Source organism: Arthrobacter sp. PvP103, assembly GCF_017833075.1.
GTDB lineage: Bacteria > Actinomycetota > Actinomycetes > Actinomycetales > Micrococcaceae > Arthrobacter.
In genome coordinates, this window is record NZ_JAFIBQ010000001.1 from 1,580,171 (window position 1) to 1,604,789 (window position 24,619).

Genomic DNA, 24,619 nt, shown 5'->3' on the forward strand with positions numbered 1-24,619 from the left:
GAAGCACCGGCAGTTGTGGCGCCTGCGTCAGTTTCATTGCACTCTGTGGGTTGCCGTTGTTGAACAGCCGGGTAGTGAACCAGCGGTTTGGTGGACCGGGGCCGGCCCCATCTGCCTGCCCCGGTCCGGTCTATGTGGTCCCTACGGGGGGGGTCCTATGCGCCCAGCAGCGCGTTGATGGGACCGCGGGCAAAGTAGATCAGGAAGCCGGCCGTGACCACCCACATCAGCGGGTGCACCTTCCGGATCCTGCCGGAGCAGGCACTGATGACCGCCCAGGAGATGAAGCCCACGCCGATGCCGTTGGCGATGGAATAGCTCAGCGGCATGGTGACGATGGTCAGGAAGGCGGGCAGTGCCACGGAGAACTTGCTGAACTTGATCTCGCGGATCTGGGCCATCATCATTGCGCCAACAACCACCAGCGCTGCCGCGGCCACTTCCAGCGGCACCACGGACGTGAGCGGCGTCAGGAACATCGAACCCAGGAACAACGCGCCGGTGACCACGGAGGCCAGACCCGTGCGGGCGCCTTCCCCGATGCCCGCGGCGGAGTCGATGTACACCGTGTTGGACGAACCTGACGTGGCACCGCCGGCCACGGCCCCCAGACCTTCGACGATGAAGGCGGACTTCAGCCGCGGGAACGTGCCGTCCTTGTGCGCCACTCCGGCGCTCCTGGCCAGGCCGGTCATGGTGCCCATGGCATCAAAGAAGTTGGTGAACACCAGCGTGAACACCAGCATGGTCGCCGCGAGGCCGCCGATCCGGCCGAAGGCGCCGAACAGGTCGAACTGCCCCACCAGGGAAAGGTCCGGGGCGGACACCAGGTGGCCGGAGAGGACAGGGGTGTTCAGGTGCCAGCCGCCGGGGTTGCTCGCGCTGCCGGGGCCGATCTTCATGACTGCCTCGACCACCGCGGCGAGTACGGTGGTCGCCACGATGCCGATCAGCAGGCCGCCCTGCACCTTGCGGGCCACAAGCACTCCCATGACGAGCAGGCCCACGATGAACACCAGGGTTGGAACCGACGTGATGGAACCGTTGTCGCCCAGCTGGACAGGGGGACCCGCCGTGGTGGCCCGGACAAATCCGGAATCCACGAATCCGATGAAGGCGATGAACAGCCCGATGCCCACCGTGATGGCGGCCTTCAGTTCCTTGGGCACGGCCCGGAAGATGGCGGTCCGTGCGCCGGTGACGCCGAAGAGGACGATCAGGATTCCGTTGATGACCACCAGGCCCATGGCCTCGGCCCAGGTGACCTCCTGGATCACGGCCACGGCCAGGAAGGAGTTGATGCCCAGCCCTGCCGCGAGCCCGAAGGGGAGGTTGGCGATCAGGCCGAACAGGATGGTCATGACGCCGGCGGTGAGGCCGGTGACGGCGCCCACCTGCGCTGCGGACAGCCAGCCCCCGGCAACGTCGGTGGGGGCATTGTCCGCGCTGAAACCACCCAGGATCAACGGGTTCAGGATGACGATGTAGGCCATGGTGAAGAAGGTGACCAGGCCGCCGCGAACCTCGCGGGCCACAGTGGAACCGCGCTTGGTGATTTCGAAGAAACGGTCCAGGAAAGCATTGGCTGGCTGCGGGCGCTTGGGTGCGGCCGGTTGCTGCCGCTCGTCGGAGGTAGTGTCCAGGATTGTCATCTCAGCCGCCGGCCCTAGTAGTCAATCCTGGAGTCGAGCGTGTTCCAGGTGTTGAAAGGTTCGAGGATCGGCGGTGCCTGTGGGTCGTCGAGTTCCAGCTTGGCCACCGGCATCAGCGCGTCGCGCCCGCCGTTTTCGAAGTACTCGTAGAAGACTGCGTCGTCGAAGCCAACGGAGGCGGCGTCGTGCCGGTCCGCTGCGAACACCACGCGCTCCACCCGCGCCCACAGTGCTGACGCCAGGCACATGGGGCACGGCTCGCAGCTCGTATAGAGGGTGGCGCCGGTGAGGTCGAAGGTGCCCAGCTCGCTGCAGGCACGGCGGATGGCCGTGACTTCGGCGTGGGCTGTGGGGTCGTTCGTTGCGGTGACGCGATTGACGCCGCCGAACGATTGTCCGTCTGCCGTGACAACGACGGCACCGAACGGGCCGCCGCTGTTAAGGACGTTGGCCGTGGCCAACCTGATTGATTTGGCCAGGTAATCCTGGGCCGTGACGGTGGTACTCATGATGCGACTCCCTTTGCTGGGAAGCCGGTACGCCGAGGTGGGACGAAAAGGCCAGATGCGACGGTTACCAGGCTTCAGCATGTGCTTTTGAAGGTTAAGTTGCGCCTGGTAGATAGCTTCCCCGGAGTCCGGGGGCCCGCCTTTGGCAAAATCGAGATTAGCACCTGAACGTGAGCTGCGCCATAGGTTTTGGAAAGTTAATTTCGTGATGTGAAATTGCGGCGGCCGGGCCGGTCGCCAGACGGGGCGCCACGTGCTGTCACAATCCAGTGCGTTGACGCGGCGCTTCCCGCCGTCCTACGCTGATGCCGAACCGGCGCTCGCCTTACCCGCGCCGGGAGCCTGGATCAGCAGACAGGCCCTCACTGAGCTGGCATTCCATCCGCACGCTCAGACAGGAATCCCGTTTATGGCTACCCACCGCTCCGCACACAGGCTCTGGATCCGGAATCCACTCGCAGCCTTCACCGCCAACAATCTTGATGCCACCGGCGGGATCGTGGTGGCCGGCGGCATCATCACGGAAGTCCTGGCCGCCGGCCAGCAGCCTTCCGCGCCCTGCCAGGAAACTTTCGAGGCCGGCAGCCACGTCCTGCTGCCGGGCCTGATCAACACCCACCACCACTTCTACCAAACACTCACGCGCGCCTGGGGTCCGGTGGCCAACGCCCCGCTGTTCCCGTGGCTGCAGAACCTGTACCCGGTCTGGGCCCGGCTCAAGCCGCGGGACCTGGAACTGGCTACCACCGTTGCACTCGCGGAACTGCTGCTCTCCGGCTGCACCACAGCCGCTGACCACCACTACCTCTTCCCCCAGGGCATGGAAGACGCCATCGACATCGAGGTCCGGGCGGTGCGGGAGCTCGGCATGCGGGCCACGCTCACCCGCGGCTCCATGACGCTCGGAGAGGACGACGGCGGCCTGCCGCCACAGTCCACCGTCCAGCAGCCGGACGTGATCCTGGCGGACAGCGAGCGGCTCATCCGGGAGTATCACGAACGCGGCGACGGCGCCGTCATCCAGGTTGCCCTGGCCCCGTGCTCGCCGTTCTCCGTGACCAAGGAGATCATGGCCGAGAGCGCCGCACTGGCCGAACGGCATGACGTCCGGCTGCACACGCACCTGGCTGAAACGCTGGACGAGGAAGACTTCTGCCGGAAGATGTTCGGCCTGCGCACGGTGGAATACCTGGAGAGCGTGGGCTGGCTCGGCAACCGGACCTGGCTGGGCCACGGCATCCATTTCAGCGATGCAGAGATCGCCGCGCTGGGAGCCGCGGGCACCGCCGTCGCGCACTGCCCCACGTCCAACATGCGGCTGGCCTCGGGCACTGCCCGGGTACTCGAACTGGAGGATGCCGGAGTGCCGGTGGGGCTGGGAGTGGACGGGTCGGCGTCGAACGACGCCTCGAACATGATCCTGGAGGCACGGCAGGCCCTGTACCTGCAGCGGCTGCGCTACGGGGCGCAGGTCCCGGTGGAGCGGGCGCTGGGCTGGGCGACCCGGGGATCGGCGGCGGTGCTGGGCCGCTCCGACCTGGGCCAGCTGGCACCCGGGATGCAGGCGGACCTGGCGTTGTTCCGGCTCGACGAGCTGCGGTTCTCCGGCAGCCACGACCCCCTCGCCGCGCTCCTGCTGTGCGGAGCGGACCGGGCCGACCGGGTGATGGTGGGCGGGCAGTGGCGCGTGGTGGACGGGCAGATCCCGGGCCTTGATGTTGCCGGGCTGATCGCGGAACACTCGGCCGCTGCACGGAAGCTGGTGAACGGGTAGCCATTTCCCGCCGTTTCGACGGTTCCCTGCGCCCACGACGTTCGGCGGCGTCGTGGGCGCAGGGAACCGTCGAAACGGGCCTATGCCCCGGCAGGTGTTCGTTGCTAGCGTGGCGGCATGAATCCGTCGAAGACGCCGGCCGAGATCCTCGACATTTCCGGCACCGAGGTTCGCATCTCGAGTCCGGACAAGGTGGTTTTTCCCGAGCCCGGGCTGACGAAGCTCGACCTGGTGCGCTACTACCTCGCAGTCGCGGATGGTGCGCTGCGCGGCGCGGGCGGCCGGCCCATGGTGCTCAAGCGCTTCCCGAAGGGCATCGACGCCGAGCCGTTCTTCCAGAAGCGCGTGCCGGAAAACCACCCCGACTTCATCGAGACGGCAACACTGCACTATGCGTCCGGAACATCGGCCGAAGAGGCCGTGATCCGCGATGCCGCCGGCCTGGCGTGGGTGGTGAACCTTGGATGCCTCGACCTCAACCCCCATCCCGTACGCGCCGAGGACCTCGAGCACCCCGACGAGCTCCGGGTGGACCTCGATCCGATGCCGGGGGTCGACTGGTCGCAGATCGTCGACGTCGCGTATGTGGCACGGGAGGTCCTCGACGACACGGGACTGGTGGGGTGGCCGAAGACGAGCGGCTCGCGGGGACTCCATATCCTGGTGCGCATCGCGCCGCAGTGGTCGTACCGAGACGTGCGCCTCGCCGCCGAGACCCTCGCCCGCGAGGTGGAGAACCGCACTCCCGGCCTTGCCACGGCGCGTTGGTGGAAGGAGGAACGCGGCGAGAGTGTGTTCGTCGACTTCAACCAGAATGCCAAAGACCGCACCGTGGCCTCCGCATACTCGATCCGGCCCCTGCCCGATGCCCGGGTCTCGACGCCGCTCACCTGGGACGAGGTCCGCTCCACCCGGCCCGAACAGTTCACGGTGCCCACCGTACTCGGGCGCTTTGCAGAGGTGGGCGACCCGCACGCCGGCATCGACGACGCGGCCGGCAGCCTCGACGGGCTCCTCGCCCTGGCTGCCAAGCTCGGCCCCGCCGAGAAGCCGCCGCGCGGCGGCGACGGCTCCGGCCGCCGGCAGTCGGTGATGCCGCTGATCGAGGTGGCCCGCACCAGGACCAGACCCGAGGCGCTCGCGGCACTCGACGAGTGGAAGTCCCGGCATGCGGACCTCGTCCCGGCCCTGCACCCGGCCGATGTCCTCGTCGACGGAATGCGCGGATCGAGCTCGCTCTGGTACAGGGTGCGGGTGAACCTGCAACACATCCCCGAAGCGGAGCGTCCAGCGCAGGAGGAGCTCATCGCCGACTATGACCCCTGGGCCGGCAGGGAATGGCCGGGGCGCCCGGGGGCCTGACGCCGGCGACACGCAAAGCGCCCGGCGACACGCAAAAGGCCTGGCGACACGCAAAGTGTCCGGCGACACGCAAAAGGCCTGGCGACACCCGGATTCGGGTGTCGCCAGGCCTTTTGGGCGTCGTCAGCGAAGAAGCGTGTCGTCAGCCTCGTTGCGACCGTTGGCCGCCGAAGCCCGGCAGGCCGTGGACCCAGCGCGAGAAGCGGCCCGGGACGTGCTCCCGGTCTGCAGGCAGGTAGAAGTCCGGATCCGTTCCGCCTCCGAGGGGGAGGTAGAACTCCGGGACTGAAGGTGCCGCCGTCGGTGCCGGTGCAACCGGCGTTGTGTCCTGCTGGTACATCTGATCCTCCTCCAAGGCGATTTGGTTAAGCTCTCAACTTCCACAAAATGGAAAATAACTTTTGCTATGTGAAATAGCGTAGAGCGCTGCCCGGTATTCGTCAATGGTCCGGGAGGCCGCCGGTCACAATCTGATTTTTCAGCTAGTGATGTACACCACGGCGATGCTCGGCTACGCTTTAAGTCAACTCGTGGCGTAGGTCACGTAACCTGGGAGCAGCAGGCAGGGTCGTAATGAGCTGGCGTCATTGGATGCCGGCTCTTTTTTGTTGGGTCGGCTCCATCAGAAACGCGTGTGTAACACGCGCTTAATTTCAATGATGGAACCTAGGTTCCACATCACGGAAGTTGGGAATAGACCATGAGCAGCAAAATCATCCTCGGCCAGAACCAGTACGGCAAGGCCGAAGTCCGGGTCGTCAAGATCACCAGGGACACCGACCGCCACGAGATCGAAGACCTGAACGTCACCTCGCAGCTCCGCGGGGACTTCGCCGCCGCGCACCTCCAGGGCGACAACAGCCACGTCGTTGCCACGGACACGCAGAAGAACACCATCTATGCGTTTGCCCGTGAAGGCGTCGGTTCGCCGGAGGCCTTCCTCCTGCGACTGGGCGAGCACTTCACCTCCAGCTTCGACTGGGTCACGGGCGGCCGCTGGGAAGCCGAGTCCTACAGCTGGGATCGGATCCAGGCCCACGGAGCCGAGCACGACCACTCCTTCGTGCGTAACGGCCAGGAAGTCCGCACTGCGGTGCTGGTCCGCGACGGCGCGGCCGCTCACCTCATCTCCGGCCTGAAGGACCTCACCGTCCTCAAGTCCACCCAGTCCGGCTTCGTCGGCTACCCGCGGGACAAGTACACCACCCTTCCGGAAACCACTGACCGCATCCTGGCTACGGACGTTTCCGCCCGCTGGCGCTTCAACGCCAACACGGACTTCAGCGCGCTCGACTTCAACAAGAGCTACGAGGACGTCAAGAGCCTGTTGCTGGAGGGTTTCACCGAAAAGTACTCCCACGCCCTGCAGCAGACCCTGTTCGACATGGGCGCCAAGGTACTGGAAGCGCACAGCGAGATCGACGAGATCAAGTTCTCGATGCCCAACAAGCACCACTTCCTGGTGGACCTCTCACCGTTCGGCCTCGACAACCCCAACGAGGTCTTCTTTGCCGCGGACCGTCCGTACGGCCTGATCGAGGCCACGGTCCAGCGCGAGGACGCCACCCCGGCGGACATCGCCTGGTCCGGCATCGCCGGCTTCTGCTAGACCGCACTTAGCGGCCCGCGCCGGTGGTTGAGCCGGGCCCCGCCTGACGGGTTCCCTGACCGAGCTTGCGAGGTCAGGGGGCAGGCGGGGCCCGACATCCCCGGGTCTCGCGAGTCTCGACCACCGGGCACCTCCCGGCCTCACTCCCCAGCTCGACCACCCGGGCCACCAACGATTCAAAACTGTTAGCCAGACACCGTTAGCCAGACAAAGACGTCTGCCATGAACACCAAGAAAGTCTGCCATGAACACCAAGAAGAAATCGGCCGCCGCAGCCGCAGCCGGCCGCAAGAAGTCCGACCGCCCCGAAGACCAGCGGCTGCCCCTCGGAAGCACCTTCGCCTACGGCTTCCAGCACGTCCTCACCATGTATGGCGGCATCATCGCCCCGCCGCTGATCATCGGCGCAGCCGCCGGCATGTCTTCGCAGGACATTGGCCTGCTGATCGCCGCCTGCCTGTTTGTGGGCGGCCTTGCCACCATCCTGCAGACCATCGGCATTCCGTTTTTCGGGTCGAAGCTCCCGCTGGTCCAGGGCGTCTCCTTCGCCGGCGTTTCCACCATGGTGGCGATCGTCCACGGCGGCGGCGGTATCCAGGCGGTCTTTGGCTCGGTGATTGCCGCTTCGCTGATCGGCCTGCTCATCACTCCACTGTTTTCCAAGATCATCCGGTTCTTCCCGCCGGTGGTGACGGGCACAGTAATCACCACCATCGGGCTGACCCTCATGCCGGTCGCGGCCAACTGGGCCATGGGCGGCAACAACAAGGCCCCGAACTACGGCAGCATGGCCAACATCGGCCTGGCCGCGGCCACCATGGCGATCGTGCTGCTCCTGAGCAAGGTGGGCAACGCGGCAATCTCGAGGCTTTCCATCCTGCTGGCGATGGTGCTCGGCACGGTGATTGCCTTCGCCTTCGGCATGGCTGATTTCTCCAAGGTGGGCCAGGGCGAAATCGTGGCGTTCCCCACCCCGTTCGCGTTCGGGCCGCCCACTTTCGAGCTCGCGGCGATCATCTCCATGCTGATCGTCATCCTGGTCACGCTCACCGAGACCTCGGCGGACATCATCGCAGTCGGCGAGATCGTGGGCACCAAGGTTGACTCCAAGCGCATCGGCGACGGCCTGCGGGCCGATATGCTCTCCAGCGCCATCTCCCCGCTGTTCAACTCCTTCACCCAGAGCGCTTTTGCCCAGAACGTTGGCCTCGTGGCCATCACCGGGGTCAAGAGCCGCTTCGTGGTGAGCGCCGGCGGACTCATCCTGGTGATCCTCGGCCTGCTGCCGGTGCTTGGCCGCGTGGTCGCAGCGGTGCCGACGCCCGTCCTGGGCGGCGCCGGCGTCGTTCTCTTTGGAACCGTTGCCGCAAGCGGCATCCGGACACTCGCCAAAGTGGAATACAAGAACAACATGAACCTGATCATCGTGGCGGCGTCCATTGGTTTCGGCATGATCCCCATCGCCGCGCCTGCGTTCTACGACAAGTTCCCGTCCTGGTTCGGCACCATCTTCCACTCGGGCATCAGCTCGGCCGCCGTGATGGCCATCCTGCTGAACCTGCTCTTCAACCACCTCAAGGCCGGCAACTCAGAGAACCAGTCCGTCTTCGTGGCGGGAACCGGACGGGTTGTCCGCGAAGAGGACCTGAAATGCCTGGCCGACGGCGACCGTTACGAAGGCGGGAAGCTGATCGACTGCGACGGCAAGGAAGTCCCGGTGGAGTCGGCGTCGAAATCTGACCACTAAGCCCGCAGACCGGCACAACAAGCGCGAACGGACAGTTGGGGCCCCTTTCCCACAGGGGCCCCACTGTCCGTTCGCGCTTCTGCGTCGCTGATCCATGCCACCGGGTCCCCGCTGTGAGACGGTTGTTTCATGAGGATCGATGAACGAATCGAACGGCACTATGCGGAGCTGGGCCCGCAGGAACAAAAGGCGGCAGACACGCTCCTGGACCGCCTCGGCGACCTCGCCATGTACAACGCCGCCGAACTTGCCAGGCTCAGCGGCGTTTCCAAAGCCACCATGAGCCGGCTGTTCCGCCGCCTCGGCTTCGAGGATTTCAACGAGGTCAAGGAACATACCCGGTCCATCCGTTCCAGCGGCATGCCGCTGGGTCCGCAGTCGTCCGACGGCGGCCTGCCTACCCATTGGGGGCAGGAGCAGGAAAACCTGCGCCGCCTGGCTGAATCGCTCGACGAGGACAAACTGTCGGCAGCCTGCGGCAAGCTCGCCGGCGCCGGGACCGTGCTGCTGCTCGGCTTCCGCAACAGCTTTCCCGTGGCGCTGCACTTCCGGCAGCAGTTGCTCCAGTGCCGCCCCGCGGTGTCTGTGGCGCCACAGCCCGGACAGAGCCTGGGCGAGGAGCTCGCCGGGCTGGGCGCCGGCGACGCGGTGGTCCTGTTCGGCTTCCGGCGGCGGCCCGCCGGGTTCCGTAAAGTCCTCCAGGCGGCGGCCGCCACAGGGGCAACCACGATTCTGATCGGGGACCCGGGGGCACGCCGCCTCGCAGCTGATGCCGCCCTGTGGCTCGAGTGCCCGGTGGACGGCGCCCACGCCTTCGACAGCTACGCCGCCGCCATGAGCCTGGTCAGCGTCCTTGCGAACGGCGTCCTCGTAGCCTTGGGACGTCCCGGCCGCGAGCGCGTCCGCGAGGTGACGGGAATATTCGACACCCTGGGCGAGATCGAAGCGAAGTAAACAGGAATTGTTGCGCCAGAAACAGCTTTGAAACATTGGTTCCATCTAATTGAAAGCGTGAAACGGCCGGATCGGCGGCTGTCCCAATCTCTTAGAGGAAACCATGACAGATTCCGCGATGGCCGCCCCCCGGGTTGAAGCATCCGCCCGCACCGGCCAGCTCCCCGACTACGATCCGCAGCTCAGCAATGAGGATCTTGTCCCCCTGAAGAACCAGCGCTGGACCAGCTACAACCTGTTCGCCTTCTGGATGTCGGACGTCCACAGCATCGGCGGCTACGTCACGGCAGGAAGCCTCTTCGCCCTGGGGCTGGCCAGCTGGCAGGTGCTCGTGGCCCTGCTGGCGGGCATCGTGATCGTCAATATCTTCTGCAACCTCGTGGCCAAGCCCAGCCAGCTGACGGGTGTTCCGTACCCGGTCATCAACCGGGCCGTCTTCGGCGTCAAGGGCGCCAACATCCCGGCCATCATCCGCGGCCTGATCGCAGTGGCCTGGTACGGCGTCCAGACCTTCCTCGCCTCCGAGGCGCTGGTGATTGTCTTCCTCAAGTTCTTCCCCGGCATGGCGCCGCTGTACGACGTCGAACAGAACGGCTTCCTGGGCCTCTCCACCTTGGGCTGGATCTGCTACGGCATCCTCTGGGTGGCGCAGGCCGCACTCTTCTGGAACGGCATGGAGAGCATCCGAAGGTTCATCGACTTCGCCGGCCCCGCCGTCTACGTGGTGATGCTGTTCCTGGCCATCTACCTGGTGTCCAAGGCGGGCATCGGGAACATCAGCCTGAACCTGTCCAGCGGGCCGCCCCTGGACTTCGCCGCCTCCATCCCCGTCATGGTCTCCGCCATCGCGCTGGTGGTGTCCTACTTCTCCGGCCCGATGCTCAACTTCGGCGACTTCGCCCGGTACGGCAAGAGCTACAAGGCGGTCAAGAAGGGGAACTTCCTGGGGCTGCCGGTGAACTTCCTGTTCTTCTCGCTCCTGACCGTCATCACCGCCTCAGCCACCATCCCGGTTTTCGGCCGCCTCATCACGGACCCGGTCAAGACCGTCCAGGAAATCGACACCGTGTTCGCCGTGCTGCTGGGCGGACTCACCTTCGTCATCGCTACCGTCGGCATCAACATCGTGGCCAACTTCATCTCGCCCGCGTTCGACTTCTCCAACGTCAGCCCGCAGAAAATCAGCTGGCGGGCAGGCGGCATGATTGCCGCCGTCGGCTCCGTCATCCTGACGCCGTGGAACTGGTACTCCAACAACGACGCCATCCACTACACACTGGGTGTCCTGGGCGCGTTGATCGGCCCCCTGTTTGGCATCCTGATCGCCGGGTACTACGTGGTGAGCCGCCAGAAGGTCTGGGTGGACGACATGTACACGCTGAAAACCACAAGCCGGTACTGGTTCCGGAACGGCTACAACCCGAACGCCGTCAAGGCCGTGGCCATCAGCGGAGCCACCTCCATCGCCTCCGTGCTGATTCCCAAGATCCTGCTCGACACCGGTGCCACGGCAGTGAACGCAACCTGGATCGGCAACTACAGCTGGTTCCTCGGATGCGCCCTCGGCTACGTAGTCTTCCGGGCGCTGGAGCGGCGGTCACCGATGATTTCGCTTGAACCGGCCGGCGAGGAAAGCGGCACCGTCAGCGACGGCACGCTGGTTTAGGACCGGCCGCCGTCGACCTCGCGTACGGCGGGACGTACGACGGCGGGAGGTCAGTTCTGGTTGAGCTCGTCGGAGATCGTCTGGGCTGCCTCGCGCAGGAGCGGCACGGCGCGTTCGGCGAAGGACTGGTCCACGCGCGACACCGGCCCGGACACCGAGATGGCCGTGGGCGTCGGCGCATTGGGGACTGCCATCGCAAAGCAGCGGACGCCGATCTCCTGCTCCTCCTCGTCGATGGAATAGCCGCGTTCCCGGATCAGCTTCAGGTCAAGGAGCAGGGAGTCGATGTCGCCGATGCTCTTGGGGGTGGGCGTGGGCATGCCGCTGCGCTGGACGATTCCGCGGACCGTCTCGTCATCCAGCTGGGCCAGGATCGCCTTGCCGACGCCGGTGGCGTGGGTGTGCGCGCGGCGGCCCACCTCGGTGAACATGCGCATGGAGTGCAGGGACGGCACCTGGGCCACGTAAATAACCATGTCCGAGTCCAGCACCGCCATGTTGGACGTCTCCCCCAGCCGGTCCACGAGGGACTTGAGCTGCGGACGCGCGAGTGCACCGAGCTGCTTGTTGGCACCTTCGCCGAGCCGGATGAGCCGCGGACCGAGTGCGTACCGCCGGTTCGGCAGCTGGCGGATGTAGCCCAGCGTGACCAGGGTGCGCAGCAGGCGGTGGATCGTGGGAAGAGGCAGGTCGGTGGAGGAAGACAGCTCGCTGAGCGTGACGTCTCCGCCGGCGTCAGTGATCAGTTCCAAAAGTTCGAAGACGCGCTCAACGGACTGCACGCCTCCCGGGGCTTTTTCAGCCATAACCGTGGTCTCCTGCGGTATCGATTCCGACAACTCTTATCCACATCGTGAAAAAAATTGCTTAGAAGTCCCAAGATACAGCACGCATCGCCCTCCGTCGATGCACGGGCGGGGCTTGTGTTTCCACAAAGTAGATAATAATATCCATAATACGAAAACATTTGTTTGAGCAGTACGTCCGGGTGCGCTCCGCGTCCGGACCCGACCAGGAGGAACATTCAATGGCGAACCCGAGCCCCGGAAATTCGATCACCCTGCGCGTGGAAGCGCCGTCCAGCTTTACCGCGACGAGCGAGCTGGCCGCCGCCGTCGGAGCCGCCGGAGCAGCCATCACAGCCCTGGACGTCACCGAATCGCACCACGAAACGCTGGTTGTTGACGTCACCTGCAACACCACCGACGACGAACACGCCGCCCGCGTCAAGGACGCCCTGAACGCGCTCGACGGCGTCACGGTCCAGCACGTCTCCGACCGCACCTTCCTGATGCACCTCGGCGGCAAGCTCGAAGTGGTCCCGAAGGTGGCCCTGCGCAACCGGGACGATCTCTCCCGCGCCTACACCCCCGGCGTCGCCCGCGTCTGCCTGGCCATCGCGGAGGACCCCTCAGCGGCCCGCAACCTGACAGTCAAGCGCAACACCATCGCAGTCCTGACCGACGGCTCGGCCGTCCTTGGCCTGGGCAACATTGGCCCGGCCGCGGCCCTGCCCGTCATGGAAGGCAAAGCCGCTCTGTTCAAGCAGTTCGCCAACGTTGACGCCTGGCCGGTCTGCCTTGACACCCAGGACACCGAAGAAATCATTATGATCGCCAAGGCCATGGCCCCCGTCTACGGCGGCATCAACCTTGAAGACATCGCCGCCCCGCGCTGCTTCGAAATCGAAAAGCGCCTCCGCGAGGAACTGGACATCCCGGTCTTCCACGACGACCAGCACGGCACGGCCATCGTCACCCTGGCTGCCCTGGTCAACGCCCTCCGCGTGGTGGACAAGAAGCTTTCGGAGGTCAGGATCGTGGTCTCCGGCGTCGGCGCCGCGGGCTCGGCGATCATCCAGCTCCTCAAGGCCCAGGGCGCGCAGCACATCATCGCTGCCGGCCGCTCCGGCGCCATCCACTCCGGCGCGGAATACAGCGACGAACACCGCAGCTGGATCGCCGCGAACACCAACGAAGAAGGCTTCTCCGGCACGCTGCATGAGGCACTCGTCGGCGCGGATGTCTTCATCGGTGTGAGCGCCCCGCATGTGATCGGCGAGGAGCAGGTGGCCGCGATGGCTGAGAAGGCGATCGTATTCGCCATGGCCAACCCCACTCCGGAAATCGACCCGGTGGTAGCGTCAAAGCATGCGGCAGTGGTGGCTACGGGGCGCAGCGACTTCCCCAACCAGATCAACAACGTCCTGGCATTCCCGGGGTTCTTCCGCGGGCTGCTCGACGCTGGCGCCTCGGACATCACGCCGGACATGCTGGTCGCGGCCGCCGAAGCCATTGCCAACCGCGTGGCTGACGACGAACTCAATGCCAGCTACATCATCCCCAGCGTCTTCGACCCGCATGTTGCGGCCGATGTGGCCACCGCGGTCGCAAATGCAGCTAACGCAGCAAGCGCCGCCAAGGCAGCAAGCGCAGCGCACGCAAACCTAGAACCCGCCAACGCCTGATTCGCAGCCTAGAAAGGACCCGGACAATGGCTCTCACAGTCACAGACCCGCAGCCGATTGCACGAGCAGAGGAAATCCTCACCCCGAAGGCACTGGCCTTCGTGGAGGAGCTCCACAAGCGGTTTGCGGGCACCCGCGCCGAACTCCTCAAAGCCCGCGTGGCCAAGCGCGAGCAGGTAGCCCGGACCGGAAAGCTTGATTTCCTGTCCGAAACCAAGGATGTCCGCGAGGGCGACTGGAAGGTTGCGCCGGCGCCCGCCGCGCTGCAGGACCGCCGCGTGGAAATGACCGGACCCGCCTCGCCGGCCAAGATGGCCATCAATGCCCTCAACTCCGGCGCCAAGGTGTGGCTGGCCGACCTCGAGGACGCCAGCACGCCCACCTGGGCCAACGTCATTGACGCCATCCTGAACCTCCGCGATGCCGCCACGGGAACCCTGAGCTACACCTCTCCGGAGGGCAAGGAATACCGGCTCCGCTCCGACGCCCCGCTCGCCGTCGTGGTGGCCCGGCCCCGCGGCTGGCACATGGACGAGCACCACCTGCTGCTCGACGGCGAACACACCGTGGGCGCGCTGGTGGACTTCGGCCTGCACTTCTTCCACACGGCCAAGCAGCTCCTGCTCAACGGCCAGGGCCCGTACTACTACCTGCCGAAGATGGAGAGCCACCTTGAGGCGCGCCTCTGGAACGACGTGTTCGTCTTCGCGCAGGATTTCCTGGGCATTCCGCAGGGCACCATCAAGGCCACCGTGCTGATCGAGACGATCCCCGCGGCCTTCGAGATGGACGAGATCCTGTACGAGCTCCGCGACCACGCCGCCGGGCTGAACGCCGGCCGCTGGGACTACCTGTTCAGCATCATCAAGTACTTCCGCGACGCCGGAGCGGACTTTGTGCTGCCGGACCGCGCCACCGTGGCCATGACGGCACCGTTCATGCGGGCCTACACCGAGCTGCTCGTCAAGACCTGCCACCACCGCGGCGCGTTTGCCATGGGCGGCATGGCCGCGGTCATCCCCAACCGTCGCGAACCCGAGGTCACCGCCCAGGCATTCGAGAAGGTCCGCGCCGACAAGACGCGCGAAGCCAACGACGGCTTTGACGGCTCGTGGGTGGCCCACCCTGACCTGGTGCCGGTGTGCCGGGAAGTGTTCGATTCCGTCCTGGGCGAGCGCCCCAACCAGCTGGACAAGCAGCGCCCGGAGGTCCATGTCACGGCGGACCAACTGCTGGACATTGCCTCGGCCGACGGCACGGTGACGGAGGCCGGGCTGCGGCTGAACCTCTACGTTGCGGTCGCATACACGGCTGTTTGGATCTCAGGCAACGGTGCGGTGGCCATCCACAACCTGATGGAAGACGCCGCCACGGCCGAGATCTCCCGTTCGCAGGTCTGGCAGCAGATCCGCAACAAGGTGGTCCTGGCCGATACCGGCAACACTGTCACCCGTGAACTGGTCAGCAGCATCCTGGCCCAGGAAACCGACAAGCTCCGCGGTGAAGTGGGCGAGGAAACCTTCGCCAAGTACTACCAGCCGGCCAGCGAACTGATCGCTGATATCTGCCTTTCCGAGGACTACACCGACTTCCTCACCACGCCGGCCTACGAACTGGTGGGCTGAGGCATGGCGGTACCCTCCGGATCGCTCAGCGCTGCCGATCTGGCACAGATCGACGAACAACTGGCCGCCACCGACCAGCTGCTGGAGCGCAACTACCCGGGCGATGATGGCTCCCGCCAGCCGGTACATACCGTGTATGTACCGGCGGACCGTTTCACGCCGTCGTTCTCCGCTGAGTGGGGGGCTACGGCGCTGGCGACGGCGGAAGCCCACGGCGGCCTGGCCCGTCTGGGCCACCTGCTGGGCCAGGACGCCGAGCTCGCCGAGGCCGTAGCGGCGCGCGTCCAGTCGAAATTGGAAAGCGAACCGGTTGAGGACCTGCGCCTGGACTTCGAAGACGGTTTCGGGGACAGGGGCGACGACGCCGAGGACGCGGCCGCTGTTGCGGCGGCTTCCGCCGTGGCCGCCGCCGTTGCGGCCGGCACAGCTCCCCCGTTCATCGGCATCCGCTTCAAGTGCTTTGAGGCGGCCACCAGGGTGCGCGGCCTGCGCACACTGGACCTGTTCGTCTCCGGTCTGGCCGCCGCGGGCGAGCTGCCGCAGGGCCTGATCCTGACGCTGCCCAAGGTCACCACCGTGGCGCAGGTCAAGGCGATGGACTTCGCCGTCTCCCGGCTGGAGGACGTGCACTCCCTGCCCGCAGGCCGGCTGCGGTTCGAGGTGCAGGTGGAGACGCCCCAGCTCATCCTCGGTCCGGAAGGAACGTCACCGGTGGCGCAGCTGCCCCACGCCGTGCCCGGTCGGATCAGCGGTCTGCACTACGGCACCTACGACTACTCCGCCTCGCTGCAGATCTCGGCCGAGTACCAGTCCATGGAGCACCCGGTGGCTGACTTCGCCAAAGAAGTCATGCAGCTGGCGGTGGCCGGAACGGGCATCCGGCTGTCGGACGGCTCCACCAACATCATCCCCGTGGGCGACAACGTGGAAAATGCGTGGCGCCTGCACGGCCGGCTGGTGCGGCGTTCCCTGGAGCGCGGCTACTACCAGGGCTGGGACCTTCACCCGGCGCAGCTGCCCAGCCGGTTCGCGGCCACCTACGCGTTCTACCGCCAAGGCCTCCCCGCCGCGGCGGCCAGGCTGCGCAACTACGTGGAACACACCGAAGGCGGGGTCATGGACGAGCCCGCCACGGCACGTGCGCTAGCAGCGTTCGTGCTGCGCGGCGTCCAGTGCGGAGCCGTCGGCGCCGAAGACGTCCAGGCGCTTGCCGGCGTCGGAATCCCCCAGTTGACCGGCCTGGCCCACCCTCGGCTGGCCCACTCCACTTCGAAGTAAGGATCCAATGATGGGAAAGTATTACTACCCCCAGGGCGGCCTGCCGCCCCAGACCCACCTCACCACGGAACGGGCCATCGTCACGGAGGCCTACACGGTCATCCCCAAGGGCGTCATGACCGACATCGTGACCAGCACCCTGCCGGGTTTCTCCAACACCCGGTCCTGGATCCTGGCCCGCCCGATTGCCGGCTTTGCCACCACCTTCTCCCAGCTCATCGTGGAGATCGGCCCCGGCGGCGGCGCTCCGAAAGCCGAGTTTGAGCCCGGCGTCGAAGGCGTCGTCTTCGTCACCAAGGGCAAGGTCAACCTGACCCTCGACGGCGAACTGCACCAGCTTGAGGAGGGCGGCTATGCCTACTTGGCCGCCGGCTCCACCTGGGGCCTGGAGAACGTCTCGGATGACATCGTTTCCTTCCAATGGATCCGCAAGGCCTATGAGCGGCTTGAGGGTTACGAGGCAAAGTCCTTCGTCACCAGTGATGCCGAGGTGGAACCCACCGCAATGCCGGATACCGACGGCGCCTGGAAGACCACCCGCTTCACGGATTCCAGCGACCTGGCCCACGACATGCAGGTGAACATCGTGACGTTCCAGCCGGGCGGGGTCATCCCGTTTCCCGAGACCCACGTCATGGAGCACGGACTGTATGTCCTCGAGGGCAAGGCCATGTACCTGCTCAACAACGACTGGGTTGAGGTGGAGGCCGGCGACTTCATGTGGCTCCGCGCCTTCTGCCCGCAGGCCTGCTACGCCGGCGGCCCGGGCGAGTTCCGCTACCTGCTGTACAAGGACATGAACCGCCAGATCCGCCTGACCTAAGGCCTGACCTTCCCCACCCCAACTGACTGGCAGTTAACGTCGCCAAAACGCGGTTTCGCAACGTTAACTGCGGGTCAGTTGGGGGTTAACGGGACTTTGACCGGGTTGCGACGGCGGCGCCCGCTAGCTATTGACGCGTCGGAGAGCCCTGAGGAACATGAGTTCCGTGGCACGGATTCGCGCACTTCCGTTTCGGACGGCGGCCGCGGCAACCGTCACCGTTCTGGTCGCCGCACTGGGCGGCTGCACCGCGGCCCCGGAGCCGCCGTCGTCCCTGGCGCGGCTGGCGGCGGAGCTGGAAGAGTTTGGCAACGAAATGCTCGACGACGGCGCCCCCGCCGTCCTGATGCAGGCCAAAGTGCGGGGTGGAGAATGGGCTCGCGCCTCCGGTGTCAGGAGCCTGGAAGGCCGGGAGCCGGTGGAGTCCGCCGATCAGGTGCACATTGCCGGCGTGACCGAATCCTTCGTGGCTGTATCCGTGTTCAAGCTGGTCGCAGAAGGGAGGCTGGGGCTCGAGGACGACGTCAGCAAGCATCTACCGGACTTTGGGGCCATCATGCACCCGCCAGGGCCGGTCACGGTCCGGCAACTGTTGCAGCACCGATCAGGGATGCCGGACTACATCATCCCGCTCCTCCAGCAGGGCAGCCTGCGCGAGGTGCTGGCCACTGGCCGGAGCCACCGCGAATTACTTGCCTTGGCAGCGACCCAGCCGTGGAAGGGCCGGCTCGCACAGGGTTTTGAGCACTCCAATACGAACTACGTCGTGCTGGGCATGATCGTGGAACGGCTGCGCGGACGCCGGATCGGCGACGTGCTGCGGTCTGACATCATTGAGCCGCTGGGGCTGCGTTCCACCTCGATGACCGGCTTCGGTCCGGCCCCGCCCTCGCTGGTCCATGGCTATGTCACCAGCTTCGGCGAGCGCTTGGACGCCAGTTACGCCGCACTGCATGCGGGCGATCCTGCCGGAGGCTTGGTGTCCACCGTCAGCGATCTGAACGTTTTCTTCGCGGCACTTCTCCAGGGCCGGCTGATCCCCCGGGCCTTGGTCACGGAAATGCAGGACCCTCCCTACGCGCAGTACGGCCTGGGCATCCAGCGCTGGAACGATACCTGCACCAACAACTTCTACTACGGCCATGCCGGGCAGATCGCCGGGTACGGCGCCATTTCGATGTCCAGCGCTGACGGAACCCGGCAGGCATCGTTCGCCCTTGCCATTCCGCCGCAGCCATTCAGCTACACCGGCAACGGCATCGTGGACGACCTCACCGACGTCGTGGAGGAAGCCCTCAACGCAAGCTGTTAGGTCGCAGCTTATCCGGGGAACGGCAGGTCGTGCGGCCCTTCTGGCGGCACCCCGGGCGACGTAAAGTGAAGCATGCCCACCACGGCCGGCGAGGTCGGCCAAGCGCCAGCGTTGTCGCGTGGACCTTCCTGGCCGACCTGGGCAGGAGGGCTCCCCGGTGGAAGAAATTTTCCCGCCACCGGGCCCGCGGCTAGGGCTGCAGCACCACCTTGATGCAGCCATCCTCTTTCTTCTGGAATTTCTCGTACATCGCCGGAGCTTCTTCCAGGCCCACCCGGTGCGTCACCAGGTCCATGACGCCGAGCGGATCAGCTTCGTCTTCTACCAGTGGCAGGAGCTCATCGGTCCAGTTCCGGACATTGCACTGGCCCATCCGCAGCTGGAGCTGCTTGTCGAACATCGACAGGAGCGGCATCGGGCTCGCCTGGCCGCCATAGACGCCGCTGAGGGAAACCGTGCCTCCGCGGCGTACGGCATCCAAGGACGCATGCAGAGCCGCAAGGCGGTCCACGCCAGCGGTTTCCATGGCCTTTTGCGCCAACTTGTCCGGCAGAAGTCCCAGCGCCTGGTGGGCAAAACCTGCGACCGGGGAACCATGCGCCTCCATGCCGACGGCGTCAATTACCGAATCGGGCCCCCTACCCTTGGTCGCCTCACGAAGCTCGTCGGCAACGCCCTTGGCATAGTCCATGGTTTCGATGCCATGCCGCTCGGCCATCGCCCGCCGCTCGGGTACGGGATCGACTCCGATCACACGGAGGCCGAGATGCCTTCCGATGCGGCTCGCGAACTGACCCACCGGCCCCAGGCCAAACACTGCCAGCGTGCCGCCCTCCTCGGTGTCTGCGTATTTCACTGCCTGCCATGCCGTGGGCAGGATGTCGGAGAGGAACAAGTAGCGTTCGTCCGGCAGCTCCGTTCCCACCTTGACCGGCCCATAATCCGCATGCGGAACCCTCAGGTATTCGGCCTGTCCGCCGGGCACGGAGCCATACAGCTCTGAATAGCCAAAAAGGGCGGCGCCTGAACCATGGCTCTTCACCTGCGTGGTTTCACATTGGGACTGCAGTCCGCGGAAACACATAAAGCACTTGCCGCAGGAGATGTTAAAGGGGATCACCACGCGGTCCCCTATGGACAGGTTGGTAACCGAACTTCCAACTTCCTCCACGATGCCCATCGGTTCATGCCCTATGACGTCGCCTTTGTGCATGTAGGGGCCGAGAACCTCGTAGAGGTGCAGGTCCGATCCGCAGATTGCGGTGGAGGTGACGCGGATGATCGCGTCCGTGGGCTCCTGGATGATGGGATCAGGAACGTTCTCCACGCTGACTGAGCGTTTGCCTTGCCAGGTAAGTGCCTTCATGGTGCGCCTTTCTCTCAGCAGGGTGCTTGAAGATCAGCAAGCTTACTATTCTTTGCAAGAAAAGCTAAGCACCCTGAGCAATCCCTTGCTAAGCAGGGCGGCGGATCATAGCGTTGAGTAATCCGAGCATCGAGGAAAGGCAACGACATGACGCTTTATCAACCGGAGCCGGTAGAGATCTCAACGCGGATGCGTCCCGGCGAGTGGACCGAATCCAGCCTTGAAGAACTGATCACGTCATACCGGGCCAAGCTGATGGAAATGGGCGCGGGGCCCAACGATGTCATCACCGAAGTTGAGCGGGACGACGACGGCTCGGTCAGCGTCGCCGTCTCCTGGAACAAGGGTGCCATCGCGGACGTCTAAGATCCCCGGTCACTGCGAGCTTCCGGCGAGCCTGCCGATTGCACTGTCACGCAGGTTCGCCAGGAGCTCCCTCGGATTTTCATAGATTTCCACTGCGCCGGCCTCCAGCAGTTCAGCGGCGGAGGTGCCGCCGCAGGTGAGTCCTATGGTGGGAATGCCCAGCCTGCCGGCGGCGTAAACATCCCAGACGGCATCACCCACGTACACAACGTCCGCTGCCTGCAGGCCGACCGCGGCGAGGGCCGCTTCCAGGATGTCCGGAGCGGGTTTACCCTCTTTGGCATCGTTGGCACTGGTGGCGGCATGGATAAAGGCGTCGGCCCGCAAAGTGGCACGAAGTACCTCAAGGTCCCGCTGGCGCGCAGAGGAGGCCAGCGCGACGGCGAAGCCGCTTTCGTAGCATTGGGCTAAAAGGTCACGGGCCCCGTCGAGCGGACGGAGCGACGGCCAGAACGTGGCAAACACCGCCCCGTGGGAGGACATGATGGCGGAGTCAAGGGATTTGTCCCGGCCAGCCGGCAGGAGCCTGTCCAGCAGCTCCCGACCCCCCATCCCCACGGACCGGTGGATGGATGCCATCGGCACATCCAGCCCCGACTCCCGGAACGCCTGCCACCACGCGAGGGTATGCAGGTAACAGGAATCCACCAGGGTACCGTCGACATCAAAAAGTACGCCGCGCCTTCGCCCGCCAGGCCCGTTAGGCGACATGGTCGGCTGTGGACTCAGTAGTGCGTCCGGGCGCGTTTGACACCCGTGGCTCCGGTGGGCCTACCGGAACCCAGAACGCCGATGTTCTTGGGTGCCTTCACATGTTGCCGCACGGGCGGCTGCTTCAGCGGTTCCGAGTCCTGGCTAACGCTTAGGTCCCGGATCAACCCGGTTCCGGCGATCTCCCGGGCCTTGGCCACACCCGCCGCCGCGGCGCGCTTGGTTGGAAATGTCACCGAGATGGCCATCAGGTTTCCGCTTCCGTCGATGAGCTTGACGCGATAGCCGCCATCCGGGGCATCAACCAGCTCGAAATGTCCAGCCATTGCAACTCCTCCGTTTTTACCCCAACCTGAGGTATTAGTAAGTATACTTACCTGTGTTGGATTCGGAAGTCCCCAGGAGTTGTCAGGCGCTGGCGCCCCGAGTTCCACAAGCCGGAACCCTTGGCGAGGGCTTTTGGGTTGCGCTTAGGGTGCCGTGGTCCGGCGGAGAACCTGGCGCTGGCGGCCCAGTCCCTCGACCTCCAGCTCCAGTACGTCGCCGTCCTGCAGGTAGGGAAAGCGCCCCGACAGAGCCACCCCCTCCGGTGTCCCCGTAAGGATCACATCACCGGGTTCCAGCACCATGAACTGGCTCAGGTGGTGCACCACGGCCGGGACGTCAAAGATGAGATCCGCCGTGGACGAGTCCTGGCGCAGCTCGCCGTTCACCCAGGTCCGCAGCCGCAGGGCCGACGGGTCCAGGTCTGCGGCCGGGACGAACCAGGGGCCAAGGGGCGTTGACGCGGGAAGCGACTTTCCCTTGACCCATTGCCCCGCCGCGCCCGGCAGCTGGTAGTCCCGTTCCGACAGGTCGTTGGCCAGCACGTAGCCGGCGACGCAGCCCGCGGCCTCGTCCACTGATTTCAGGTAGCAGGCTCGCTGTCCGATCACCACGGCCAGCTCAACTTCCCAGTCGTACTTGCGCGACAGCGGCGGGATGGGGGCGTCGTCGAACGGCCCTGCCACCGTGTTGCTTGGCTTCAGGAACACCACCGGCACCTCCGGCACCGCGGCACCGGACTCGGCGGCATGCCCGGCGTAGTTCAGGCCGATCCCCACGACGGCGCCGGGGCGGGAAAGCGGGGCTCCGAGGCGGAGGCTGCCGGCATCGGGGATCTCGGCCAGGTCCCCGGCTGCGAGCGCGTCGCGAACCCGGTCAATGCCACCGGTTCCAAGGAACGTTCCGTTAATGTCGGCGGTGATGCCGGCGAGTGAATACCACTTCCCGTTGGACTCGGGCCCGCCGGGCTGAACGGCCGGCTGCTCCCTGCCGGCATCTCCAAGACGCGCAAATTTCACCGGTCCACACTCCTTCGTGCCTGTTCCAATAGGTTCCCTGACCATGGAACCACGCGGGGGACCGCGGTCCCCAGCTGAACCAAATGTGACCGTTAGTGCCCGTGCACGGGGGCGTCACTGCGCTGCACACTGTCCTCGTGCAGCTCCATGGCACTCATGACCAGCGCGAAGTGGCTGAACGCCTGCGGCGTGTTCCCCAGCTGTCGCCCCGCTTCCACGCCCCATTCCTCGCTAAGCAGGCCCACGTCGTTGCGCAGCGCCAGAAGCCTGTCGAACAGTTCCCTTGCTTCGCGGCGCCGGCCCACGCCGATGAGTGCTTCCACCAGCCAGAACGAGCAGGCCAGGAAGACGCCTTCGTCGCCCGGCAGTCCGTCGTCGGAGTCCTGAGGACGGTACCGGAGCACGAAGCCGTCGCGGGTGAGTTCCCGCTGCACGGCGTCGATGGTGCCCACCACCCTGGGGTCGTCGGGCGGCAGGAACCCGACGCGGGGTATGAGCAGCAGGCTCGCGTCCAGCTCGGGCCTGCCGTAGGACTGGACAAAGGTGTTGCGTTCAGCGTCGAAGCCGTTCGCCATGACGTCGGCGTGGATAGTGTCGCGCAGGACCTCCCAACGGTCAGCGGGTCCCACCAGGCCGAAGTCCCGGACGCCCTTAACCATGCGGTCTGCCGCGACCCAGGCCATCACCTTTGAGTGGGTGAAGTGGCGCTGCGGCCCGCGCATTTCCCACAGGCCGTTGTCCGGCCGTCGCCAGGCCCCCTCGAGGTGTTCCATCAGGGCGACCTGGACGTCCCAGGCGTCGTCGGTATGCTTCAGCAGGGAGTGCCGGGTCAGGGCCAGGCAATCCAGTACCTCGCCCCACACGTCCAGCTGGAGCTGACCCGCGGCGCCGTTTCCGATCCGAACGGGGGTCGAATTTTCGTATCCGGCCAGCCAGGGCAGCTCCATCTCCGGCAGCCGCCGCTCGCCGTGGATGCCGTACATGATCTGCAGGTCGGCCGGGTCCCCGGCCACCGCCCGCAGCAGCCAGTCCCGCCAGGAGGCGGCTTCCTCCGTGTAGCCGGCGGCGAGCAGCGCCTGCAGCGTCAGCGTGGCATCCCGGAGCCAGCAGTACCGGTAATCCCAGTTGCGCGGTCCGCCCAGCTGTTCCGGGAGGGACGTGGTCACGGCGGCAACAATGCCGCCGGTCGGAGCGTACGTCAGCGCTTTGAGAGTGATCAGCGAGCGCTGGATGGCCTCCCGGTACGGGCCGGTGATCTTGCACCGGGCGGACCACTCCCGCCAGAACGATTCCGTTGACTCCAGGTACGCCTCAGGGTCAATGGCCCGGGGGCGGTCCAGGTGGCTGGGGGTCCAGGTCAGCACGAACGGGACCCTCTCGCCTGCATGGACGGTGAAGTCGCTGACCGTCTTCATGCGTTCGCCGCGCAGCGGGGCGTTGGTGACCAGATAGGCCGCATCCGGCCCGGCGACGGCGTGGATGCCGTGCTCATCATGCCGGACCCACGGCACGATGTGCCCGTAGTCGAACCGGAGCGCCAGTTCGCCGCGCATACGGACGGACCCGTGGACACCCACAACTATCCGCACAATGTCCGCCACGCTGTCCCGCGGCGGCATGAAGTCGATGACCTTCACCTTGCCGCTGGGGGTTTCCCATTCGGTCTCAAGAATCAGCGTTCCCTTGCGGTAATGGCGCCGGGTGCAGTCCCCGGCCCCGGCAGGCGCCAGCAGCCACCGCCCGGCCTTCGGCGTGTCCAGCAGCGCATTGAAGCAGGCGGGGGAATCAAACCGCGGCAGGCAGAGCCAGTCGATGGAGCCTTCAGTGCTGATGAGGGCCGCCGTGTGAAGGTCCCCCACTACCGCGTAGTCCTCGATGTGTGCCATGGACCTTACAGTGCCACAACCGGACCGGGCCGACTACTATCCAAGGCATGCTGCAACGGAACTTCGGAAACTCGTCCCTGACCGTGTCCGACCTCGGGTTCGGCCCCGGCCATGTTGGCCTTGACGACGTCAGCGCCGCTGCTGCGGCGGCTGGCTGAGTTCGAAGGAC

Annotated in this window: 21 protein-coding genes; 12 read left to right on the plus strand and 9 right to left on the minus strand. The window is 65.7% G+C overall.

All coding sequences use genetic code 11. The annotated features are described in order from the left end of the window. Positions 1 to 155: 155 nt before the first annotated feature. Together JOE41_RS07280 and JOE41_RS07285 are read right to left on the minus strand one after the other, a co-directional pair. Positions 156 to 1,652: an NCS2 family permease gene (locus JOE41_RS07280; RefSeq protein WP_011693248.1), complete on the minus strand. Its 1,497-nt coding sequence runs from the start codon at positions 1,650 to 1,652 to the stop codon at positions 156 to 158. Between the two features lie 14 nt (positions 1,653 to 1,666). Beyond that, positions 1,667 to 2,161, minus strand: coding sequence for a nucleoside deaminase (locus tag JOE41_RS07285; RefSeq protein ID WP_011693249.1), 495 nt, complete (start codon positions 2,159 to 2,161; stop codon positions 1,667 to 1,669). Positions 2,162 to 2,570: 409 nt separating this feature from the next. On the opposite strand from JOE41_RS07285, the gene JOE41_RS07290 reads away from it, so the two are divergent. Continuing rightward, positions 2,571 to 3,935, plus strand: a complete 1,365-nt coding sequence (locus JOE41_RS07290) for an 8-oxoguanine deaminase (protein ID WP_209751745.1) — start codon at positions 2,571 to 2,573, stop codon at positions 3,933 to 3,935. A gap of 117 nt (positions 3,936 to 4,052) precedes the next feature. Then, positions 4,053 to 5,297 carry a non-homologous end-joining DNA ligase gene (gene ligD, locus JOE41_RS07295; RefSeq protein ID WP_209751747.1) on the plus strand — a complete coding sequence of 415 codons (1,245 nt, stop codon included), beginning with the start codon at positions 4,053 to 4,055 and terminating at the stop codon, positions 5,295 to 5,297. A 142-nt stretch (positions 5,298 to 5,439) separates the two neighbouring features. Here ligD and JOE41_RS07300 read toward each other — a convergent pair whose 3' ends face one another. Continuing rightward, positions 5,440 to 5,637 (minus strand): hypothetical protein, encoded by a 198-nt coding sequence (locus JOE41_RS07300; RefSeq protein WP_043430022.1) that lies wholly within the window; start codon positions 5,635 to 5,637, stop codon positions 5,440 to 5,442. Positions 5,638 to 5,997: 360 nt separating this feature from the next. On the opposite strand from JOE41_RS07300, the gene pucL reads away from it, so the two are divergent. The 4 genes from pucL (at position 5,998) to JOE41_RS07320 (ending at position 11,273) form a co-directional block, all read left to right on the plus strand. Beyond that, a complete protein-coding gene (gene pucL / locus JOE41_RS07305; RefSeq protein WP_011693252.1) occupies positions 5,998 to 6,906 on the plus strand; it encodes a factor-independent urate hydroxylase in 909 nt (302 codons plus the stop codon). 244 nt (positions 6,907 to 7,150) lie between these two features. Then, the gene (locus JOE41_RS07310) at positions 7,151 to 8,653 is read left to right on the plus strand and encodes a nucleobase:cation symporter-2 family protein (protein WP_011693253.1); all 1,503 of its coding nucleotides are present in this window, start codon (positions 7,151 to 7,153) and stop codon (positions 8,651 to 8,653) included. Between the two features lie 129 nt (positions 8,654 to 8,782). Beyond that, the gene (locus tag JOE41_RS07315; RefSeq protein WP_209751749.1) at positions 8,783 to 9,607 is read left to right on the plus strand and encodes a MurR/RpiR family transcriptional regulator; all 825 of its coding nucleotides are present in this window, start codon (positions 8,783 to 8,785) and stop codon (positions 9,605 to 9,607) included. 103 nt (positions 9,608 to 9,710) lie between these two features. Beyond that, on the plus strand, positions 9,711 to 11,273 hold the full coding sequence (locus JOE41_RS07320) for an NCS1 family nucleobase:cation symporter-1 (protein ID WP_209751752.1): 1,563 nt from the start codon (positions 9,711 to 9,713) through the stop codon (positions 11,271 to 11,273). A 50-nt stretch (positions 11,274 to 11,323) separates the two neighbouring features. Here the strand turns inward: JOE41_RS07320 and JOE41_RS07325 are convergent, their stop codons facing one another. Continuing rightward, positions 11,324 to 12,079: an IclR family transcriptional regulator gene (locus JOE41_RS07325; protein ID WP_209742475.1), complete on the minus strand. Its 756-nt coding sequence runs from the start codon at positions 12,077 to 12,079 to the stop codon at positions 11,324 to 11,326. 221 nt (positions 12,080 to 12,300) lie between these two features. Here JOE41_RS07325 and JOE41_RS07330 point away from each other — a divergent pair, with 221 nt between their 5' ends. The 5 genes from JOE41_RS07330 (at position 12,301) to JOE41_RS07350 (ending at position 18,778) form a co-directional block, all read left to right on the plus strand. Continuing rightward, positions 12,301 to 13,740, plus strand: coding sequence for an NAD-dependent malic enzyme (locus JOE41_RS07330; protein WP_011693257.1), 1,440 nt, complete (start codon positions 12,301 to 12,303; stop codon positions 13,738 to 13,740). A gap of 26 nt (positions 13,741 to 13,766) precedes the next feature. Continuing rightward, positions 13,767 to 15,365, plus strand: coding sequence for a malate synthase A (gene aceB, locus JOE41_RS07335; protein ID WP_011693258.1), 1,599 nt, complete (start codon positions 13,767 to 13,769; stop codon positions 15,363 to 15,365). A 3-nt stretch (positions 15,366 to 15,368) separates the two neighbouring features. Beyond that, positions 15,369 to 16,643 carry an aldolase gene (locus JOE41_RS07340; protein ID WP_011693259.1) on the plus strand — a complete coding sequence of 425 codons (1,275 nt, stop codon included), beginning with the start codon at positions 15,369 to 15,371 and terminating at the stop codon, positions 16,641 to 16,643. A 10-nt stretch (positions 16,644 to 16,653) separates the two neighbouring features. Beyond that, a complete protein-coding gene (locus JOE41_RS07345) occupies positions 16,654 to 17,466 on the plus strand; it encodes a bifunctional allantoicase/(S)-ureidoglycine aminohydrolase (RefSeq protein WP_043431026.1) in 813 nt (270 codons plus the stop codon). A 157-nt stretch (positions 17,467 to 17,623) separates the two neighbouring features. Beyond that, positions 17,624 to 18,778 (plus strand): serine hydrolase, encoded by a 1,155-nt coding sequence (locus JOE41_RS07350; RefSeq protein WP_245200659.1) that lies wholly within the window; start codon positions 17,624 to 17,626, stop codon positions 18,776 to 18,778. Positions 18,779 to 18,968: 190 nt separating this feature from the next. Here JOE41_RS07350 and JOE41_RS07355 read toward each other — a convergent pair whose 3' ends face one another. After that, the gene (locus tag JOE41_RS07355; protein WP_209751755.1) at positions 18,969 to 20,144 is read right to left on the minus strand and encodes a zinc-dependent alcohol dehydrogenase; all 1,176 of its coding nucleotides are present in this window, start codon (positions 20,142 to 20,144) and stop codon (positions 18,969 to 18,971) included. A 147-nt stretch (positions 20,145 to 20,291) separates the two neighbouring features. On the opposite strand from JOE41_RS07355, the gene JOE41_RS07360 reads away from it, so the two are divergent. Then, positions 20,292 to 20,510, plus strand: coding sequence for a hypothetical protein (locus JOE41_RS07360; RefSeq protein ID WP_011693263.1), 219 nt, complete (start codon positions 20,292 to 20,294; stop codon positions 20,508 to 20,510). Positions 20,511 to 20,519: 9 nt separating this feature from the next. Here JOE41_RS07360 and JOE41_RS07365 read toward each other — a convergent pair whose 3' ends face one another. The 4 genes from JOE41_RS07365 to JOE41_RS07380 all read right to left on the minus strand — a co-directional run bounded on the left by JOE41_RS07365 (position 20,520) and on the right by JOE41_RS07380 (position 24,450). Next, on the minus strand, positions 20,520 to 21,221 hold the full coding sequence (locus JOE41_RS07365; protein ID WP_011693264.1) for an HAD family hydrolase: 702 nt from the start codon (positions 21,219 to 21,221) through the stop codon (positions 20,520 to 20,522). 14 nt (positions 21,222 to 21,235) lie between these two features. Then, complete coding sequence (locus JOE41_RS20995) at positions 21,236 to 21,547, minus strand: hypothetical protein (RefSeq protein ID WP_011693265.1); 312 nt, start codon at positions 21,545 to 21,547, stop codon at positions 21,236 to 21,238. Positions 21,548 to 21,691: 144 nt separating this feature from the next. Then, positions 21,692 to 22,564, minus strand: a complete 873-nt coding sequence (locus JOE41_RS07375; RefSeq protein WP_209751757.1) for a fumarylacetoacetate hydrolase family protein — start codon at positions 22,562 to 22,564, stop codon at positions 21,692 to 21,694. A 92-nt stretch (positions 22,565 to 22,656) separates the two neighbouring features. Then, positions 22,657 to 24,450: a glycoside hydrolase family 15 protein gene (locus JOE41_RS07380; RefSeq protein ID WP_209751759.1), complete on the minus strand. Its 1,794-nt coding sequence runs from the start codon at positions 24,448 to 24,450 to the stop codon at positions 22,657 to 22,659. Positions 24,451 to 24,619: the final 169 nt, after the last annotated feature.

Bases quoted from the DNA above. Each gene is read 5' to 3' on its own strand.
- JOE41_RS07280 (WP_011693248.1), bottom strand. From the start codon at position 1,652: ATGACAATCCTGGACACTACCTCCGACGAGCGGCAGCAACCGGCCGCA.
- JOE41_RS07285 (WP_011693249.1), bottom strand. From the start codon at position 2,161: ATGAGTACCACCGTCACGGCCCAGGATTACCTGGCCAAATCAATCAGG.
- JOE41_RS07290 (WP_209751745.1), top strand. From the start codon at position 2,571: ATGGCTACCCACCGCTCCGCACACAGGCTCTGGATCCGGAATCCACTC.
- ligD (WP_209751747.1), top strand. From the start codon at position 4,053: ATGAATCCGTCGAAGACGCCGGCCGAGATCCTCGACATTTCCGGCACC.
- JOE41_RS07300 (WP_043430022.1), bottom strand. From the start codon at position 5,637: ATGTACCAGCAGGACACAACGCCGGTTGCACCGGCACCGACGGCGGCA.
- pucL (WP_011693252.1), top strand. From the start codon at position 5,998: ATGAGCAGCAAAATCATCCTCGGCCAGAACCAGTACGGCAAGGCCGAA.
- JOE41_RS07310 (WP_011693253.1), top strand. From the start codon at position 7,151: ATGAACACCAAGAAGAAATCGGCCGCCGCAGCCGCAGCCGGCCGCAAG.
- JOE41_RS07315 (WP_209751749.1), top strand. From the start codon at position 8,783: ATGAGGATCGATGAACGAATCGAACGGCACTATGCGGAGCTGGGCCCG.
- JOE41_RS07320 (WP_209751752.1), top strand. From the start codon at position 9,711: ATGACAGATTCCGCGATGGCCGCCCCCCGGGTTGAAGCATCCGCCCGC.
- JOE41_RS07325 (WP_209742475.1), bottom strand. From the start codon at position 12,079: ATGGCTGAAAAAGCCCCGGGAGGCGTGCAGTCCGTTGAGCGCGTCTTC.
- JOE41_RS07330 (WP_011693257.1), top strand. From the start codon at position 12,301: ATGGCGAACCCGAGCCCCGGAAATTCGATCACCCTGCGCGTGGAAGCG.
- aceB (WP_011693258.1), top strand. From the start codon at position 13,767: ATGGCTCTCACAGTCACAGACCCGCAGCCGATTGCACGAGCAGAGGAA.
- JOE41_RS07340 (WP_011693259.1), top strand. From the start codon at position 15,369: ATGGCGGTACCCTCCGGATCGCTCAGCGCTGCCGATCTGGCACAGATC.
- JOE41_RS07345 (WP_043431026.1), top strand. From the start codon at position 16,654: ATGGGAAAGTATTACTACCCCCAGGGCGGCCTGCCGCCCCAGACCCAC.
- JOE41_RS07350 (WP_245200659.1), top strand. From the start codon at position 17,624: ATGAGTTCCGTGGCACGGATTCGCGCACTTCCGTTTCGGACGGCGGCC.
- JOE41_RS07355 (WP_209751755.1), bottom strand. From the start codon at position 20,144: ATGAAGGCACTTACCTGGCAAGGCAAACGCTCAGTCAGCGTGGAGAAC.
- JOE41_RS07360 (WP_011693263.1), top strand. From the start codon at position 20,292: ATGACGCTTTATCAACCGGAGCCGGTAGAGATCTCAACGCGGATGCGT.
- JOE41_RS07365 (WP_011693264.1), bottom strand. From the start codon at position 21,221: ATGTCGCCTAACGGGCCTGGCGGGCGAAGGCGCGGCGTACTTTTTGAT.
- JOE41_RS20995 (WP_011693265.1), bottom strand. From the start codon at position 21,547: ATGGCTGGACATTTCGAGCTGGTTGATGCCCCGGATGGCGGCTATCGC.
- JOE41_RS07380 (WP_209751759.1), bottom strand. From the start codon at position 24,450: ATGGCACACATCGAGGACTACGCGGTAGTGGGGGACCTTCACACGGCG.